The 14054-nt window shown below is 41.9% G+C and carries 13 protein-coding genes; all 13 read left to right on the forward strand.

Going from position 1 to position 14054, the window contains the following annotated elements:
• Positions 1 to 229: 229 nt before the first annotated feature.
• Positions 230 to 655, forward strand: coding sequence for a hypothetical protein (locus LU279_RS06965; protein ID WP_274421830.1), 426 nt, complete (start codon positions 230 to 232; stop codon positions 653 to 655).
• Positions 656 to 665: 10 nt separating this feature from the next.
• Complete coding sequence (locus LU279_RS06970) at positions 666 to 1382, forward strand: hypothetical protein (RefSeq protein ID WP_274421832.1); 717 nt, start codon at positions 666 to 668, stop codon at positions 1380 to 1382.
• Positions 1372 to 2367 carry a protein phosphatase 2C domain-containing protein gene (locus LU279_RS06975; protein ID WP_274421833.1) on the forward strand — a complete coding sequence of 332 codons (996 nt, stop codon included), beginning with the start codon at positions 1372 to 1374 and terminating at the stop codon, positions 2365 to 2367. The genes LU279_RS06970 and LU279_RS06975 overlap by 11 nt, the downstream gene beginning before the upstream one ends.
• A 2-nt stretch (positions 2368 to 2369) precedes the next feature.
• Complete coding sequence (locus tag LU279_RS06980) at positions 2370 to 3347, forward strand: protein kinase domain-containing protein (protein WP_274421834.1); 978 nt, start codon at positions 2370 to 2372, stop codon at positions 3345 to 3347.
• 54 nt (positions 3348 to 3401) lie between these two features.
• Positions 3402 to 3608 carry a zinc-ribbon domain-containing protein gene (locus LU279_RS06985; RefSeq protein ID WP_274421835.1) on the forward strand — a complete coding sequence of 69 codons (207 nt, stop codon included), beginning with the start codon at positions 3402 to 3404 and terminating at the stop codon, positions 3606 to 3608.
• A 63-nt stretch (positions 3609 to 3671) separates the two neighbouring features.
• Positions 3672 to 4358, forward strand: a complete 687-nt coding sequence (locus LU279_RS06990; protein WP_274421836.1) for a vWA domain-containing protein — start codon at positions 3672 to 3674, stop codon at positions 4356 to 4358.
• Between the two features lie 127 nt (positions 4359 to 4485).
• Positions 4486 to 4818, forward strand: coding sequence for a hypothetical protein (locus LU279_RS06995; RefSeq protein WP_274421837.1), 333 nt, complete (start codon positions 4486 to 4488; stop codon positions 4816 to 4818).
• A 75-nt stretch (positions 4819 to 4893) separates the two neighbouring features.
• Positions 4894 to 6240, forward strand: a complete 1347-nt coding sequence (locus LU279_RS07000; RefSeq protein WP_274421838.1) for an MATE family efflux transporter — start codon at positions 4894 to 4896, stop codon at positions 6238 to 6240.
• 69 nt (positions 6241 to 6309) lie between these two features.
• Positions 6310 to 8166: an ABC-F family ATP-binding cassette domain-containing protein gene (locus LU279_RS07005; protein WP_274421840.1), complete on the forward strand. Its 1857-nt coding sequence runs from the start codon at positions 6310 to 6312 to the stop codon at positions 8164 to 8166.
• A gap of 23 nt (positions 8167 to 8189) precedes the next feature.
• Positions 8190 to 8675: an NUDIX hydrolase gene (locus LU279_RS07010; RefSeq protein ID WP_330684586.1), complete on the forward strand. Its 486-nt coding sequence runs from the start codon at positions 8190 to 8192 to the stop codon at positions 8673 to 8675.
• A gap of 74 nt (positions 8676 to 8749) precedes the next feature.
• The gene (gene plsX, locus LU279_RS07015) at positions 8750 to 9787 is read left to right on the forward strand and encodes a phosphate acyltransferase PlsX (protein ID WP_274421842.1); all 1038 of its coding nucleotides are present in this window, start codon (positions 8750 to 8752) and stop codon (positions 9785 to 9787) included.
• An 18-nt stretch (positions 9788 to 9805) separates the two neighbouring features.
• Positions 9806 to 10477, forward strand: a complete 672-nt coding sequence (gene rnc / locus LU279_RS07020; RefSeq protein ID WP_274421843.1) for a ribonuclease III — start codon at positions 9806 to 9808, stop codon at positions 10475 to 10477.
• Positions 10478 to 10486: 9 nt separating this feature from the next.
• The gene (smc, locus tag LU279_RS07025) at positions 10487 to 14047 is read left to right on the forward strand and encodes a chromosome segregation protein SMC (RefSeq protein WP_274421844.1); all 3561 of its coding nucleotides are present in this window, start codon (positions 10487 to 10489) and stop codon (positions 14045 to 14047) included.
• Positions 14048 to 14054: the final 7 nt, after the last annotated feature.

A 14054-nucleotide genomic window follows, 5' to 3' on the forward strand; every position in this document is an offset into this window, starting at 1 on the left:
CTATTCTTTTGCAAAAAGTTAAATGCCAGATTCTGGATTCCAGAGCCTATGAATATAAAACTCTGGAACTGCAGACAAAAATGGAAGAATGTGTTTTGTCTTAAATAATCTGCCCCTATCAGTTGCCGCAGATTGAAAAAAATTTATGAAAAAAATAGAATTTTAAAAGAAAAGAGGATGAATTTATATCTGAAAATCAGGTTTTTTAACAGGTTGAGAGGGGAAGGATATGGAAATTTTAATTATAGTTTGCTTGGCGGTGCTAGTATCGGTTTTTATCGTAAAATTTTGCATAAAAGGTGAGTATAAAGAAACAGAAAAAGATTCTGGGTTGTTGCATTATGAGGTAGAAATAAAAGACAGCACTGAGGAAATCAAAAGAAATCCTGAGATATCTCATTATGAAGAAATAAAACATGAGGAAAAAGATATTAAAGATGAGAAAAAAGATATTAGAGAAACGGGAGTTCCTGTAAAGAGTGGAATTGTGTATGGAACAAAGTCAGCGTCAGTTAAGCCTCCGTCACAAAAAGTAAAAGAAGTAAAAACAATATATCAATATATTCCCACTGATTGTGGATGGAAATGCAGCTATTGTGACTGTATTAACGATGATAGTGAAAAAAGATGTCAGGTATGTGGCATAGAAAGATGAGGAGAAATATATGTATTGCGGAAAATGTGGCGAAAAACTGAAAAATGGAGAAAAAGTGTGCCCTTTTTGTGGGTGCGAGCAGGAAATTATGCCTCAGTGGAAAGGGATTTCTCTGGATTTTATTTCGGATAAAGAAGAAAAAGAGGAGCCCTTAGAGAAACCATCTCAGTCAGATAAAGATTTGTCTGAGAACAGGACAGATGAAAATGCCGAAACATTTTTCCAATCTGAGGATCTGGAGAATCCGCCATATGTTTTTTCGGATACAACAAGAAACGTAAAACAAAACAGAAAGAAACAGAAAAAAGTATCCGGTACATCCAGAATAGTGAAAGTATCAATTATAATAGGTGTTTCAGTATTGATTTTGTCCGGTGGCATTTATATCAGAGCATTGCAGAGAAGAAACGATAATCTGGGACAGAAATTGGAACGGATGGAAAAACTGGAAGCTCAGATTCAGGAACAACAGATAATATTTAATGGTATTGCAGAAGAACAGAAAGCTCAGAAAAAACAGATGAATGATCTGGAAGATCGGATGGCTGAAATAAAAGAAAAGCTGGATATAAAAACAGATGAAGAAGATTTTTTTGATGCCGGAGAGGCAGAAAGTGAAGAAATAACAGAAATAATGATAGATGAAGATGAAATACCGGAAAGTGAACAGGAAGTCAAATCTTCAGGTGGATATAATCAGGAGGATTATAGTTCAAATGAACAATAAAATAAAAAAGAAGGATTGTAATGATGGAAACAGAAAATCAGATTTCAGAACTGTGACAGATTACTGTTTTTGCCTGACCAGAGAAAAAGTGCCGGGAAAAGGCGAGGACAGTTTCTTTTTTGATATAGACGAGGAAAAGGGAATAATCAGTGTTTTTGATGGAAGCGGAGGCAGTGGGGCTAAGACCTACCCATTTTTTGACGGGCATAGTGGTGCTTATGTGGCTTCCAGAGTACTTGCCGAAGTGTCCCGCCGCTGGTTCACTGCTCTTCCAAATGATCTGAGAGTGTGTTTTTCCTCAAAAGAGGTAAGAAAACTGAAGCGTTGGATAGACCGATATTTGAAAGCGTGTGCTGAGCTTGGAAAGGGCAAAAGTATGTTGAAAGGAAATCTGATGAAAGAATTTCCCTCTACTTTGTCACTGGTTTTGATTGCTCCCTGGAAATCACATTCTTTACTGACCGAATTTATCTGGGCAGGAGATTCCAGAGGGTATATTTTGGACAGCAGTGGTTTGCATCAGGTGACAGTAGATGATATTGCAAATACAGATGCCCTGGAAAATCTTTCTGAGGATGCGCCTATGAAAAATGTGATATCTGCTTCTCATCCTTATGTTTTAAATCGAAGGACAGGTATAGAACAGCTTCCGGCACTGGTTATTTCGGCAACAGACGGATGCTTTGGATATCTTCGTTCTCCTATGGAATTTGAGCGTTTTCTTTTGGAAACCATGAAAAAATCAGAAAGTATGGAACAATGGAAAACAGAAATGGATCATGTGCTGAAAAAAATCTCTGGAGACGACTATACCATGTGTGTATATGCGGCTGGATTTGGCAGCTTTCGTGATATGAAACATTTCTATTCTGCAAGATTACAGGAATTGGAGCAAAATTACTCCTATGAAAACAGTGAAAAAGAGATACTGCTAAGTGAATGGAAGGAATATAAGCTGACATATGAAGCTTATCAGGAAAATTAATTATGAAGGTAATAAACGGATATGTCATAGAAGGCGATCTAAAAACAGACAACAGTGGTTTTTCAAAATGGGCATTTGCCAGAAAGAATGAAACCGATTATTTTATTAAGGAATTTCTGGCGCCGGTTTATCCGGTAGATGAAAGCCTTCTTGGGCCGGAAATGACAGCACGCAAAAGAAAAATCTGCGAAAAATACGAAAACAGAGCAAGTTTATTATACAGTACATTGAATGAAGCGTCAGATGGAAATCTGGTAAATATCTGCGAATTTTTCAGGTGTGATACCAAGTATTACATTACGATGGAAAAAATTAATGGAATTGGATGGGAGAACATTGAAAATTTATGTGAGGGAGAAAAAATAAGATTATGCAGAATACTGGCTCACAGCGTTTTCAGGCTTCATGAAAAAGGAATCATACATGGTGACCTAAAACCTGAGAATATTCTTTTGAAGCGTATGGAATCAGGTGCAGTAACAGCAAAACTGATTGATTTTGATAATTGTTTCTGGGAAAGTGAGGTTCTTTCTGCTAATAAAGAGATTCATGGAGACCCTGTGTATTTTGCTCTGGAAACAGTCCGGGCTATTGCCAGTGAAGAAGATAAACAGTTGTCTGCAAAAATTGATGTTTTTGCATTAGGTTTGATTTTCCATCAGATTCTGACAGGGGAACTGCCGGATTTTGACCACAATAAATATCATTATGTATTTGAGTCTCTTCTTGATAAAGGGGAAATCAGACTGCATGGCAGCATAAGTTCTGGAAACAGGATGATTTTGGAAAAAATGCTGGAGCCAGCTTCGGAAAAGCGCATCAGTCTTGCAGAATTTCTTGAAAAATGGGAGAATCTGGAGATGGATCGAGAGAATTCATCAAAGTTGATTCTGAATTTAACATCAAACATAAGTGAAAAAAGTGAGGAAAAGACTGGTAATGGAGAAGAATTTTTTTATACGGCAGGAGATTTGCAGTAAAAAACAGATTTATGAAATGAAATAGAATTATAAAATAAAAAAGGAGCGGACGATATGTTTTGCGGATATTGTGGAGCAATGTTAGAAGAAGATTCAATTTTTTGCGGACAATGTGGGACAAAGGTAATAAATAACCCAGAAGAACCAAAAAGGACAGAAATGGATGCAAAAACTTTTGACAAAAAAACGGAAGTAATTATTCATCAGGAAAAGGAACCGGAAGATTTTTATAATTATTTTTATAAGCCGGAAGATTTATAACAATTTCGTAAGTCAGTAATACTGAAGATTTTGAAAGAAGAAAATACGTTAGGAGAAATGAAAATGGGAGAAAATTATTTATTTAAGTATAATGTAGATATGGTATTTTGTATTGATGCAACAGCCAGTATGCGGCCTGTAATCAATACAGTGAAAAACAATGCGCTGAATTTCTACAATGATGTGACAGCGGCCATGGAGAAAAAAGGAAAACATATTAATGAAATGCGGATTCGGGTTATTGCTTTTCGGGATTATCTTGCAGATGGTGATGCTGCAATGATGGTAACTGATTTTTTTCGGCTTCCCGAACAGTCAAAGGATTTTGAGAAATGTGTAAAAAGTATTCATGCAAAAGGCGGCGGCGATACACCGGAGGATGGTCTTGAGGCTCTGGGATATGCGATTAAGTCAAAATGGACTTCAGGAGGCGATAAGAGAAGAAATATTATTGTAGTTTGGACAGATGCCTCCACACATAAGCTGGGACATGGCAAAAAGGCCTCCTGTTATCCTGTGGGGATGGCAGAATCTTTTGGAGAGCTGACATCCTGGTGGGGAGATGAGCAATGTCCAGGACAGATTTCTGACTCATCTAAACGGCTGGTTTTATTTGCGCCTTATGAAGAGGAATGGAGTGTTGTTACGGAAAACTGGAATAATGTAATACATTATCCCTCCACTGCAGGGAACGGCTTGGAAGATCTGGATTACAAAGAGATTATTGATGCTATTGGAAACAGTATTTGATTCGGAAAAGGATAATTGCAAAAAATGTTAAAATTTCGTGATTTCGACAATAAAGATTGACAATTATAAACAAAAGAGTTAATATATAGAAAACAATAAAGATGCTTCTTTAAGGAGGTCGATGATCATGACGTTTGCAGAACAGATTTCAATTATTTCTTTTGCTGTGATTCTTGTATTTTGTATGGCCGCTTATCTGAGAAGCCATTCCCGGTATGAAAACGGAATTTTTCATAAAGTCGGCTGCTACCTTTTATATGGATATCTGAAAATAAGCCTTGCCGCAGGATATGCAAAGAGAGCTGTAATGATGAAACTTGGAAGTATCTGCAGCAGCTGTCATTTTCAGGATGCTTCTGAGGTATTCAGGCATAAGGAGAACCGATTGAGAGAACTTCAGATGGAAATTTCCCGCAATGGATATGTGAAGCACTCACATAATCTTAAAATATTAAACTAACAAAAAATTGATTTTCCCTGATTCCTCTGCTATACTGCATAGCAGAGGAACTTTTTATCTCGGGGGAGAGCGAATATGAACAAAAGAAATCAGATTACAGAGGGTGTGATCTGGAAGCAGCTTTTATTATTTTTCTTTCCGATTGTATTCGGAACTTTTTTTCAGCAGATTTATAATACGGCCGACACAATTGTTGTCGGTCGTTTTGTGGGTAAGGAAGCACTGGCGGCAGTAGGAGGATCGGTCAATCAGATTGTCAATCTGATCGTTGAGGTGTTTGTGGGGCTAACTTCCGGAGCTGCGGTTGTTGTGTCTCAGTTTTTTGGAGCTCAGGACAGAAAAAACTTGGACAAAACCGTACATACGTCTTTTGCCTTTTCTCTGGCAGCAGGAGTGGTCATTGGGATGGCAGGCTTTTTTATGTCAGATGCAGTGCTGGAAGCAATGAATACTCCGGCTGAACTGATGACAGATTCCAGAACTTATCTTCATATTTATTTTATGGGGATCGTGTTTAATCTTGTCTATAATATGGGAGCTTCTGTGCTTCGTGCAATGGGAGATTCCAGGCGGCCTCTTTATGTTTTGATGGTTGCCTGTCTTTTAAATATTGTTCTGGACATTATTCTGGTTGTGGCTATCGGAATGGGCGTCAGGGGAGTTGCCATTGCTACGGTATCCTGTCAGGGTGTCAGTGCAGTTCTTGTTACGGGAATGTTGATGAGGGATCATGGATTTTTCCGACTGGAAATAAAAAAGATCCGTTTTTACGGAGCTGCGCTTAAATCAATTTTGCGGATCGGGATCCCGGCAGGTATTGAGGCTGCCATGTACTGTGTGGCAAACATTGTGATACAGGTATTTGTAAACCGTCTGGGAACCGACTATGTAGCTGCCTGGGGTACTTTTGGGAAAATCGACGCAGTATTCTGGATGGTGGTTAATGCCTTTTCCATTGCGATAACCACCTTTGTGGGACAGAATTACGGTGCAGGAAAAACAAGACGAATGCGGAAAAGTGTGCGGGTGTGTCTGGGGATGTCCTACAGTTCGGCTTTTCTGCTCAGCGGTCTTCTGATTGTTTTTTCAGAGCCTTTGTACAGGCTGTTTACAACGGATAACCAGGTGGTAGAAATCGGCGTTTATATGATGCGCTATCTGATGCCGTCCTATTTCCTTTATGTTGCGATTGGAATTCTTTCCGGTGCGCTCCGCGGAGCAGGAAAAGTACTTGTACCTGTGATTTTAACCTGCGGCGGTGTGTGCATCATGAGGATTACCTGGATGCTGGCAGTTCTTCCTGTTTTTCCGGGGATTGAGACAATTATGCTCAGTTATCCAGTATCCTGGGGGATCACAGCAGTGCTGTTTGTGATCTACTATTTGAGGAAGTTTCCAAAGGTGGAAAATAACAGAGAATAAAATCATAAAAATACAGAAATTTGTCCATTTACAGTAAAATAAATAAGAAAGTACAGAGAGTTTAATTATATGAATATTTTAAATATGGAACATATCAGCAAAACCTATGGTGATAAAGTGATTTTTGACGATATTTCAGTGGGAATCCATCAGGGAGATAAGATTGGGCTGATTGGAATCAACGGAACAGGAAAAACAACATTTTTAAGGATTCTGGCAGGAACAGAAGAGCCGGACAGTGGACAGGTGATCATGCAGAACGGACTGCGCATTTCTTATCTTTCCCAGCATCCGGAATTTCCAGAGGGAGCTACAATCCTTTCTTATGTCACTGCAGGAAAAAGGGAGCAGGACTGGAATCCGGAAACAGACGCTCATATGATCCTGAATAAACTTGGCATTGTGGATCATGAGGAGGAAATCGATCATCTTTCCGGAGGACAGAAAAAAAGAGTCGCTTTGGCCAGAGTTCTCATCAATCCCACAGACGTTCTTATTCTGGATGAGCCTACCAACCATCTGGACAATGAAATGGCAGGATGGCTGGAAGACTATCTGAACCGATTTAAGGGAGTAGTAATCATGGTGACTCACGACAGATACTTTTTGGATCGTGTCACAAATAAGATCCTGGAACTCAGCCATGGAAAGATTTATACCTATGAGGCAAAATATTCTCAGTTTCTGGAAATGAAAGCAGAGAGAGAAGAAATGGAACTGGCATCAGAGAGAAAGCGTCAGAGTATTTTGAGGATGGAACTGGAATGGGCAAAACGAGGCTGCCGTGCAAGAACGACCAAGCAGAGAGCAAGGCTTGACCGTCTGGAAACACTGAAAAATGCCACAGCGCCTGTCCGTGACATGAATGTGGAGATTGATTCTGTAGAAACAAGAATGGGCAAAAAGACCATTGAGCTTCATCATATTTCCAAAAGCTTTGGCGATAAGGTATGTATCCGGGATTTTGACTATATTGTACTGAAAAACCAGCGATTGGGAATTATCGGGCCAAATGGCTGCGGAAAATCTACGCTTCTTAAAATCATTGCCGGAATCATACAGCCGGACAGCGGAGAAGTAGAAATCGGAGAAACAATAAAGATCGGATATTTTTCCCAGGAAATTGAGGAAATGAACACCAGTCAGAGAGTAATTGATTATATTAAGGATGTTGCAGAGTATATTCCCACAAAGGACGGGCTGATCAGCGCAACAAAGCTTCTGGAGCAGTTTCTGTTTGACTCTTCTATGCAGTATGCGCCAATAGGAAAGCTTTCCGGTGGAGAGAAGAAGCGTCTGTATCTTCTGAAAGTGCTTGCAGCAGCGCCAAATGTACTGCTTCTTGACGAGATCACAAACGACATTGATATTCCCACCCTGACCATTCTGGAAGATTATCTGGATTCTTTTGCGGGAATTGTGATCGCTGTTTCTCATGACAGATATTTTCTGGACAATATCGCAGACCGTATTTTTGAGTTTGACAGAAGCGGAAATCTTACTCAGTATGAGGGCGGATATACGGATTATCTGGAATCGAAAAAGAAACGGTTTGGAGATAAAAGCGACTCTGGCTCCGGAAAAAAAGTCAGCGTAAGCGGGAAAAAATCCGGAGGAAACGGAGAGGCATCTGATTCCGGAGAAAAGGATTCTGTAAAGACCTGGAAACAGAACCGCCCCACAAAGCTTAAATTTTCTTATAAGGAGCAAAGAGAATACGATACTATTGATGAAGACATTGCGAAGCTGGAAGCTAAGCTTGAAAAGCTGAATCAGGATATTATGGATAATGCCACAAATTCCGGAAAGCTTAATGAGCTGACAAAGGAAAAAGAAGAGGTGGAAGCCCTTCTGGAAGAAAAAATGGACCGCTGGGTTTACCTGAATGATCTTGCGGAAAAAATCGAAGCTCAGAACAGGAAATAAATTTTTGCAGGAGGTGTCGGACTGTGAAAAAAAGTCCTATGACAACACTCTGTTATGTAGAAAAAGATGGAGCATATCTGATGCTTCACAGAGTGTCAAAGAAAAATGACGTAAACAAAGATAAATGGATCGGTATCGGAGGACATTTTGAGGAGGGGGAAAGTCCGGAGGAATGTCTTTTAAGGGAGGCATACGAGGAAACCGGACTGACTTTGACTTCCTGGAAATTCCGGGGGATCGTTACCTTTACACAGAAAGATTACGGAACAGAATATATGTGTCTTTACACAGCAGACGGTTTTACCGGAGAGATGAAAGACTGTGATGAAGGCGTTCTGGAATGGGTGAAAAAGGAGAATCTTCTGGATCTGAACCTGTGGGAGGGGGATAAGATTTTCCTGAGACTTCTGAGAGAAAATGTCCCTTTCTTTTCACTGAAGCTGACCTATGAGGGGGACAGGCTTACAGAGGCGGTGCTGGATGGAGAGAATCTGCAAAACGTCCTGTAATTTTCTGACATCTCTTGACTTTACCCCTTCAGATTTAGTATGATAAAGTTTGAAATTTTAACAGGAGGCGTATTATGGCAGAATTAGTAAAAGTTGTTGTGGATGCCATGGGAGGCGACAATGCACCTGAGGAACCTGTAAAGGCAGCCGTAGAAGCCGTAAAGGAACGTGAGGATATTTTTGTGATCCTTACCGGACTTGAAGACGTAATTAAAAAAGAACTGGATAAATATCAGGGATACCCTGAAGACAGAATACAGATCGTACACACCTCAGAGGTGATCGAGACGGCAGAGCCTCCGGTGTTTGCAATCCGCAAAAAAAAGGATTCTTCTATTGTAGTGGGATTGAATCTTGTAAAAAAACATGAGGCAGACGCTTTTGTTTCCTCAGGCAGTACAGGCGCTGTTCTTGTGGGTGGACAGGTACTTGTGGGAAGATCTAAAGGAGTGGAGCGTCCCCCTTTAGCACCTCTGATCCCTACCATGGAGGGCGTAAGCCTTTTGATTGATTGTGGAGCAAATGTGGATGCAAGACCTTCTCATTTGGTTCAGTTTGCAAAAATGGGTTCTATTTATATGGAACAGGTTGTGGGAATCAAAAATCCCAGAGTGGCTATTGTCAATAACGGGGCAGAGGAAGAAAAAGGCAATGCTCTTGTAAAAGAAACTTTCCCGATCCTGAAAGAAACCGAAGGCATTAATTTTATCGGAAGCATTGAGGCAAGAGATATTCCTTCTGGCTATGCGGATGTGATCGTGTGCGAGGCTTTTGTGGGAAATGTGATTTTGAAGCTTTATGAAGGCGTCAGCGGTTCTCTGATCAAAAAGATCAAGGGCGGCATGATGAAGAATCTCAGAAGCAAAATAGGAGCGCTTCTGATCAAGCCTGCGCTGAAAGAAACCCTGAAGGATTTTGATACAACGAAATATGGCGGTGCTCCTTTACTGGGTCTGAAAGGACTTGTGGTAAAGACCCATGGAAGCGCAAAGGCAGTGGAAATTAAAAATGCGGTTTTTCAGTGCGTCCAGTTTAAACAGCAGAAGATCAATGAAAAAATCGCAGAACGGATTCAGCCTTCTGTAAAGGCGGAAAGCCAGCAGGAGAATTAACAGAAAGAGGGAAAGATTATGGATCAGTTGGAACAGAAGATCGGCTACAGGTTCCGCAATAAAAAATTACTGCGTCAGGCGTTAACACACAGCTCCTACGCCAATGAAAAAAAGCTCGGGAAGCTGGGCTGTAATGAGAGACTTGAGTTTCTGGGAGACGCTGTTCTGGAGCTGATCAGCAGCGATGTGCTTTATGCCCGTTTTCCGCAGCTTCCGGAAGGTGAGCTGACAAAAAAAAGGGCAAGCCTTGTATGCGAACCCAGTCTTGCTTACTGTGCAAGACAGTTCGGACTGCCGGAATATCTTCTTCTGGGAAGAGGAGAGGATATGACAGGTGGAAGAATGCGGGATTCCATTGTCTCTGATGCCACAGAAGCGCTTCTGGGTGCGATTTACCTGGACGGTGGATTTGAGAGTGCCAGGGAATTTGTGCTGAAATTTATTCTGAATGATATAGAGAGAAAGCAGCTTTTTTATGACAGCAAGACAATCCTGCAGGAACTTGTGCAGGAGGACGGAAAGCAGCCGATAGAGTATGTGCTTACAGGAGAAAGCGGACCGGATCACAACAAACAGTTTGAAGTTGAGGTACGGATCAACGGCATTTCCGCAGGCAGCGGCGCCGGACATACCAAAAAAGCCGCAGAGCAGGCGGCAGCTTACCAGGCGCTCCGCAAAATCAAACAGTAAAGGTGAAATATGTATTTAAAAAACATAGAGGTACACGGATTCAAATCCTTTGCCCAGAAGATCAATTTTGAATTTCATAATGGAATCACAGGTATCGTAGGACCTAACGGCAGTGGCAAAAGCAATGTAGGTGATGCGGTCCGCTGGGTACTGGGTGAACAGAGTGCCAAGCAGCTTCGCGGCGGAAATATGCAGGATGTTATTTTTTCCGGAACAGAGCTTCGCAAACCCTTAAGCTTTGCATCAGTTGCGATTACGCTGGATAACAGCGATCATAAGCTTCCGGTGGATTTTAATGAAGTAACAGTTACCAGACGGCTGTACCGTTCCGGAGAAAGTGAATATCTGATCAATGGAAGTCACTGTCGCCTGAAAGATATCCAGGAAATGTTTTATGATACCGGTATTGGAAAAGAAGGTTATTCTATTATCGGTCAGGGGCAGATTGATAAGATTTTAAGTGGAAAGCCTGAGGAACGTCGGGAGCTTTTTGATGAGGCTGCCGGAATTGTAAAATTTAAGCGGAGAAAAAATACTACGATCAAGAAACTGGAGGAAGAGCGACAGAATCTTGTCCGTGTGACAGATATCTTAAGCGAGCTGACAAAACAGCTGGAACCTCTGGAAAAGCAGTCGGAAACAGCAAAGATTTATCTTACAAAAAGAGAAGAGCTTCGTGATCTGGACGTGAATCTTTTTCTTCTGGATTATGAGGAAACAGGTCATATTCTGAAAGAGCTGGCAGAAAAGTCAGAAAGGGCACAGGAAGAACTTTCTGAAACAAAAGAGGCCTATGAACAGACAAAGGTAGAGTATGAACGCCTGGAACAGGAACTGGAGGCTTTGAATACAAGGCTTGAAGAACTGAAGGAAAAACAGCAGCAGAATGTGCTTTCCAGACAGCAGTATGAAAGTCAGATCCAGATCCTGGAAGAACAGATCCACGCAGGGCAGCAGAACAGCGATCATTACAGGAACCGTCTGGAGGTTCTGAAGGAGGAACTGGAAAAACGTGAACGGGAAAAAGAATCCCTGACAGAGGAAAAAGAAGTTCTTCATGAAAAGCTGGGAAACCAGAGGCAACGTCTGAAAGAGGAAAATCACCGACTGGAAACCATTCAGGCTGAAGTATCAGCATGTACCTCGGCTGTAGAAGATGGGAAAAATGAAATTATTGAGATCCTTAACAGCCGTGCGACCACAAAAGGAAAGGCTCAGCGTTTCGATGCAATGATGGAGCAGCTGGATATCCGTAAGGCTTCTGTCAGCCAGCGTATCCTTCATCTGAAAACAGAAGAGGAGGCGCTTGCGTCTGAAAAGAGCAAGGCTCAGTCCCGATATGACAGTGTGACCCACACGATTGATTCCATGAATGAAGAGTGTGTGCGTCTGGATGGCGAGGTTCAGAAGCTTCAGGAAAAACTGAAGGCTCAGAGCAGGCAGATGGAAAACGGCCAGGCAGCCTATCACAGAGAGTCCTCTCGGCTGGAATCCTTAAAAAATCTTACAGAACGATATGACGGATACGGAAACAGCATCCGCCGTGTAATGGAGCAGAAAAACAGAGAACCGGGAATCCACGGAGTGGTGGCAGACATCATTCATGTGCAGAAAGATTATGAGATCGCCATTGAGACCGCGCTTGGGGGAAGTATTCAGAACATTGTCACAGACAATGAACAGACAGCCAAAAAGATGATTGGATTTCTGAAGAAAAACCGTTTTGGCCGGGCCACTTTTCTTCCTTTGTCCAATATGAGCGGAAGAGGCGGTATTTCTCAAAGGGAAGTGCTGAGAGAAGAAGGTGTGATTGGAACAGCAGATACTCTGGTTCAGGCAGAGTCTCAGTACAGCGGACTGGTACAGTATCTTCTGGGACGTGTTCTGGTAGTGGATCATATTGACCATGCTATTGCCATTGGGAAAAAGTACAGGCACAGCCTTCGTATGGTTACCATTGAGGGTGAATCGTTAAGTCCCGGTGGTTCCATGACCGGTGGAGCATTTAAAAATAACAGCAATCTCCTTGGACGAAGACGGGAAATCGAGGAACTGGAACGCAGTGTGGAACTTTTGAAAAAAGAGCTTCAGGAGCTTCAGAAAGAAATCGGAGACAACCGCAGCAGGCGAAATGTCCTGAGGGATGCCATTGCAGATTTCCAGGAAAAGCTGAGACAGCAGTATGTAGAACAGAATACAGCCGGAATGAATCTGAAACAACTGGAGGAAAAGGAAGCAGGTATTCAGAAGAGTTACGGTCAGATTGACCGGGAAAAGGAAGAGCTGCGCCGTCAGGCAGTGGAGATCAGGGCAGATCATTCCAGTATTGCCAAGGAACTGGAGGCTTCTCAGAGAGATGAGAAAGAACTGGAAATTTTCATTGAAACCAAGCAGAAGGAACTGGAAGAATGGAAAACAGAGGAAGCTTCCAAAATAAAGGAGCTGGAGGAGCTTCGTCTGGAAGAATCTTCCCTTTCTCAGAAAGAGCACTTCCTTCAGGAAAACATGATCCGCCTTTTAGGAGAGATGGAAAGTTTTCAGAGAGAAAACCGTGAACTGGAAGAAAATCTCAAGAAAAGTGAAGAAGAGACAAAGCACAAGCAGGAAGGAATCCGGAACCTGCAAAATGCAGTGGAGGCATGTGCAAAGCTGGATCAGGAACTTCAGGAACAGAAGGAAGAGAAACAGCAGCAGAAGGAAGAGCGAAATACAAGTCACAAGGCATTTTTTGAAAAAAGGGACCAGCTTTCGGAAAGAACCTCTCTTCTTGACAAGGAATGTTTCCGCCTGAAAAGCCAGGAGGAAAAGGTGGAAGAGCAGAGGGAGGCTCAGATTTCTTATATGTGGGAAGAATATGAGATCACTCCAAACAGCGCTCTTTCCCACAGAAAAGAAGAGCTGACGGACAGGCAGGAAATGAAAAAAAATATTTCCAGGATCAAAGATGAAATCCGTAGACTTGGTTCTGTAAATGTCAACGCCATTGAAGATTACAAAAACCTTCTGGAAAGACATACGTTTCTTTCCGGACAGTATGAGGATCTGGTACAGGCAGAAAAAACTCTGGAAGGAATCATCCAGGAACTGGATGAGGGAATGCGCAGACAGTTTGCAGAAAAATTCCATGACATCCAGAGAGAATTTGACAAGGCCTTTAAAGAACTTTTCGGCGGAGGAAAAGGAACACTGGAGCTTGCTGAGGATGAGGATATTCTGGAGGCGGGGATTAAGATTATTTCTCAGCCTCCGGGCAAAAAACTTCAGAATATGATGCAGCTTTCCGGTGGTGAGAAGGCTCTGACAGCTATAGCGCTTCTTTTTGCTATCCAGAATCTGAAGCCGTCCCCATTCTGTCTGCTGGATGAGATTGAGGCGGCTTTGGATGATTCCAATGTGGGACGTTTTGCTTCATATCTTCAGAAGTTGACGAAAAATACACAGTTTATTATAATTACACACAGGCGTGGAACCATGAATGCGGCAGACAGGCTTTATGGTATTACCATGCAGGAAAAGGGTGTATCAACGCTGGTTTCTGTAGATCTTGTAGAAAATCAGCTGAGCAAATAAAAAGGAG

The organism is Blautia sp. XA-2221 (genome assembly GCF_028767025.1).
GTDB lineage: Bacteria > Bacillota > Clostridia > Lachnospirales > Lachnospiraceae > Blautia_A.

Excerpts from the sequence above, each read along its gene's own strand:
- LU279_RS07005 (WP_274421840.1), top strand. The coding sequence starts at position 6,310 with ATGAATATTTTAAATATGGAACATATCAGCAAAACCTATGGTGATAAA.
- LU279_RS06990 (WP_274421836.1), top strand. The coding sequence starts at position 3,672 with ATGGGAGAAAATTATTTATTTAAGTATAATGTAGATATGGTATTTTGT.
- rnc (WP_274421843.1), top strand. The coding sequence starts at position 9,806 with ATGGATCAGTTGGAACAGAAGATCGGCTACAGGTTCCGCAATAAAAAA.
- LU279_RS06975 (WP_274421833.1), top strand. The coding sequence starts at position 1,372 with ATGAACAATAAAATAAAAAAGAAGGATTGTAATGATGGAAACAGAAAA.
- LU279_RS07000 (WP_274421838.1), top strand. The coding sequence starts at position 4,894 with ATGAACAAAAGAAATCAGATTACAGAGGGTGTGATCTGGAAGCAGCTT.
- LU279_RS06970 (WP_274421832.1), top strand. The coding sequence starts at position 666 with ATGTATTGCGGAAAATGTGGCGAAAAACTGAAAAATGGAGAAAAAGTG.
- LU279_RS06980 (WP_274421834.1), top strand. The coding sequence starts at position 2,370 with ATGAAGGTAATAAACGGATATGTCATAGAAGGCGATCTAAAAACAGAC.
- LU279_RS06995 (WP_274421837.1), top strand. The coding sequence starts at position 4,486 with ATGACGTTTGCAGAACAGATTTCAATTATTTCTTTTGCTGTGATTCTT.
- plsX (WP_274421842.1), top strand. The coding sequence starts at position 8,750 with ATGGCAGAATTAGTAAAAGTTGTTGTGGATGCCATGGGAGGCGACAAT.
- smc (WP_274421844.1), top strand. The coding sequence starts at position 10,487 with ATGTATTTAAAAAACATAGAGGTACACGGATTCAAATCCTTTGCCCAG.
- LU279_RS06985 (WP_274421835.1), top strand. The coding sequence starts at position 3,402 with ATGTTTTGCGGATATTGTGGAGCAATGTTAGAAGAAGATTCAATTTTT.
- LU279_RS06965 (WP_274421830.1), top strand. The coding sequence starts at position 230 with ATGGAAATTTTAATTATAGTTTGCTTGGCGGTGCTAGTATCGGTTTTT.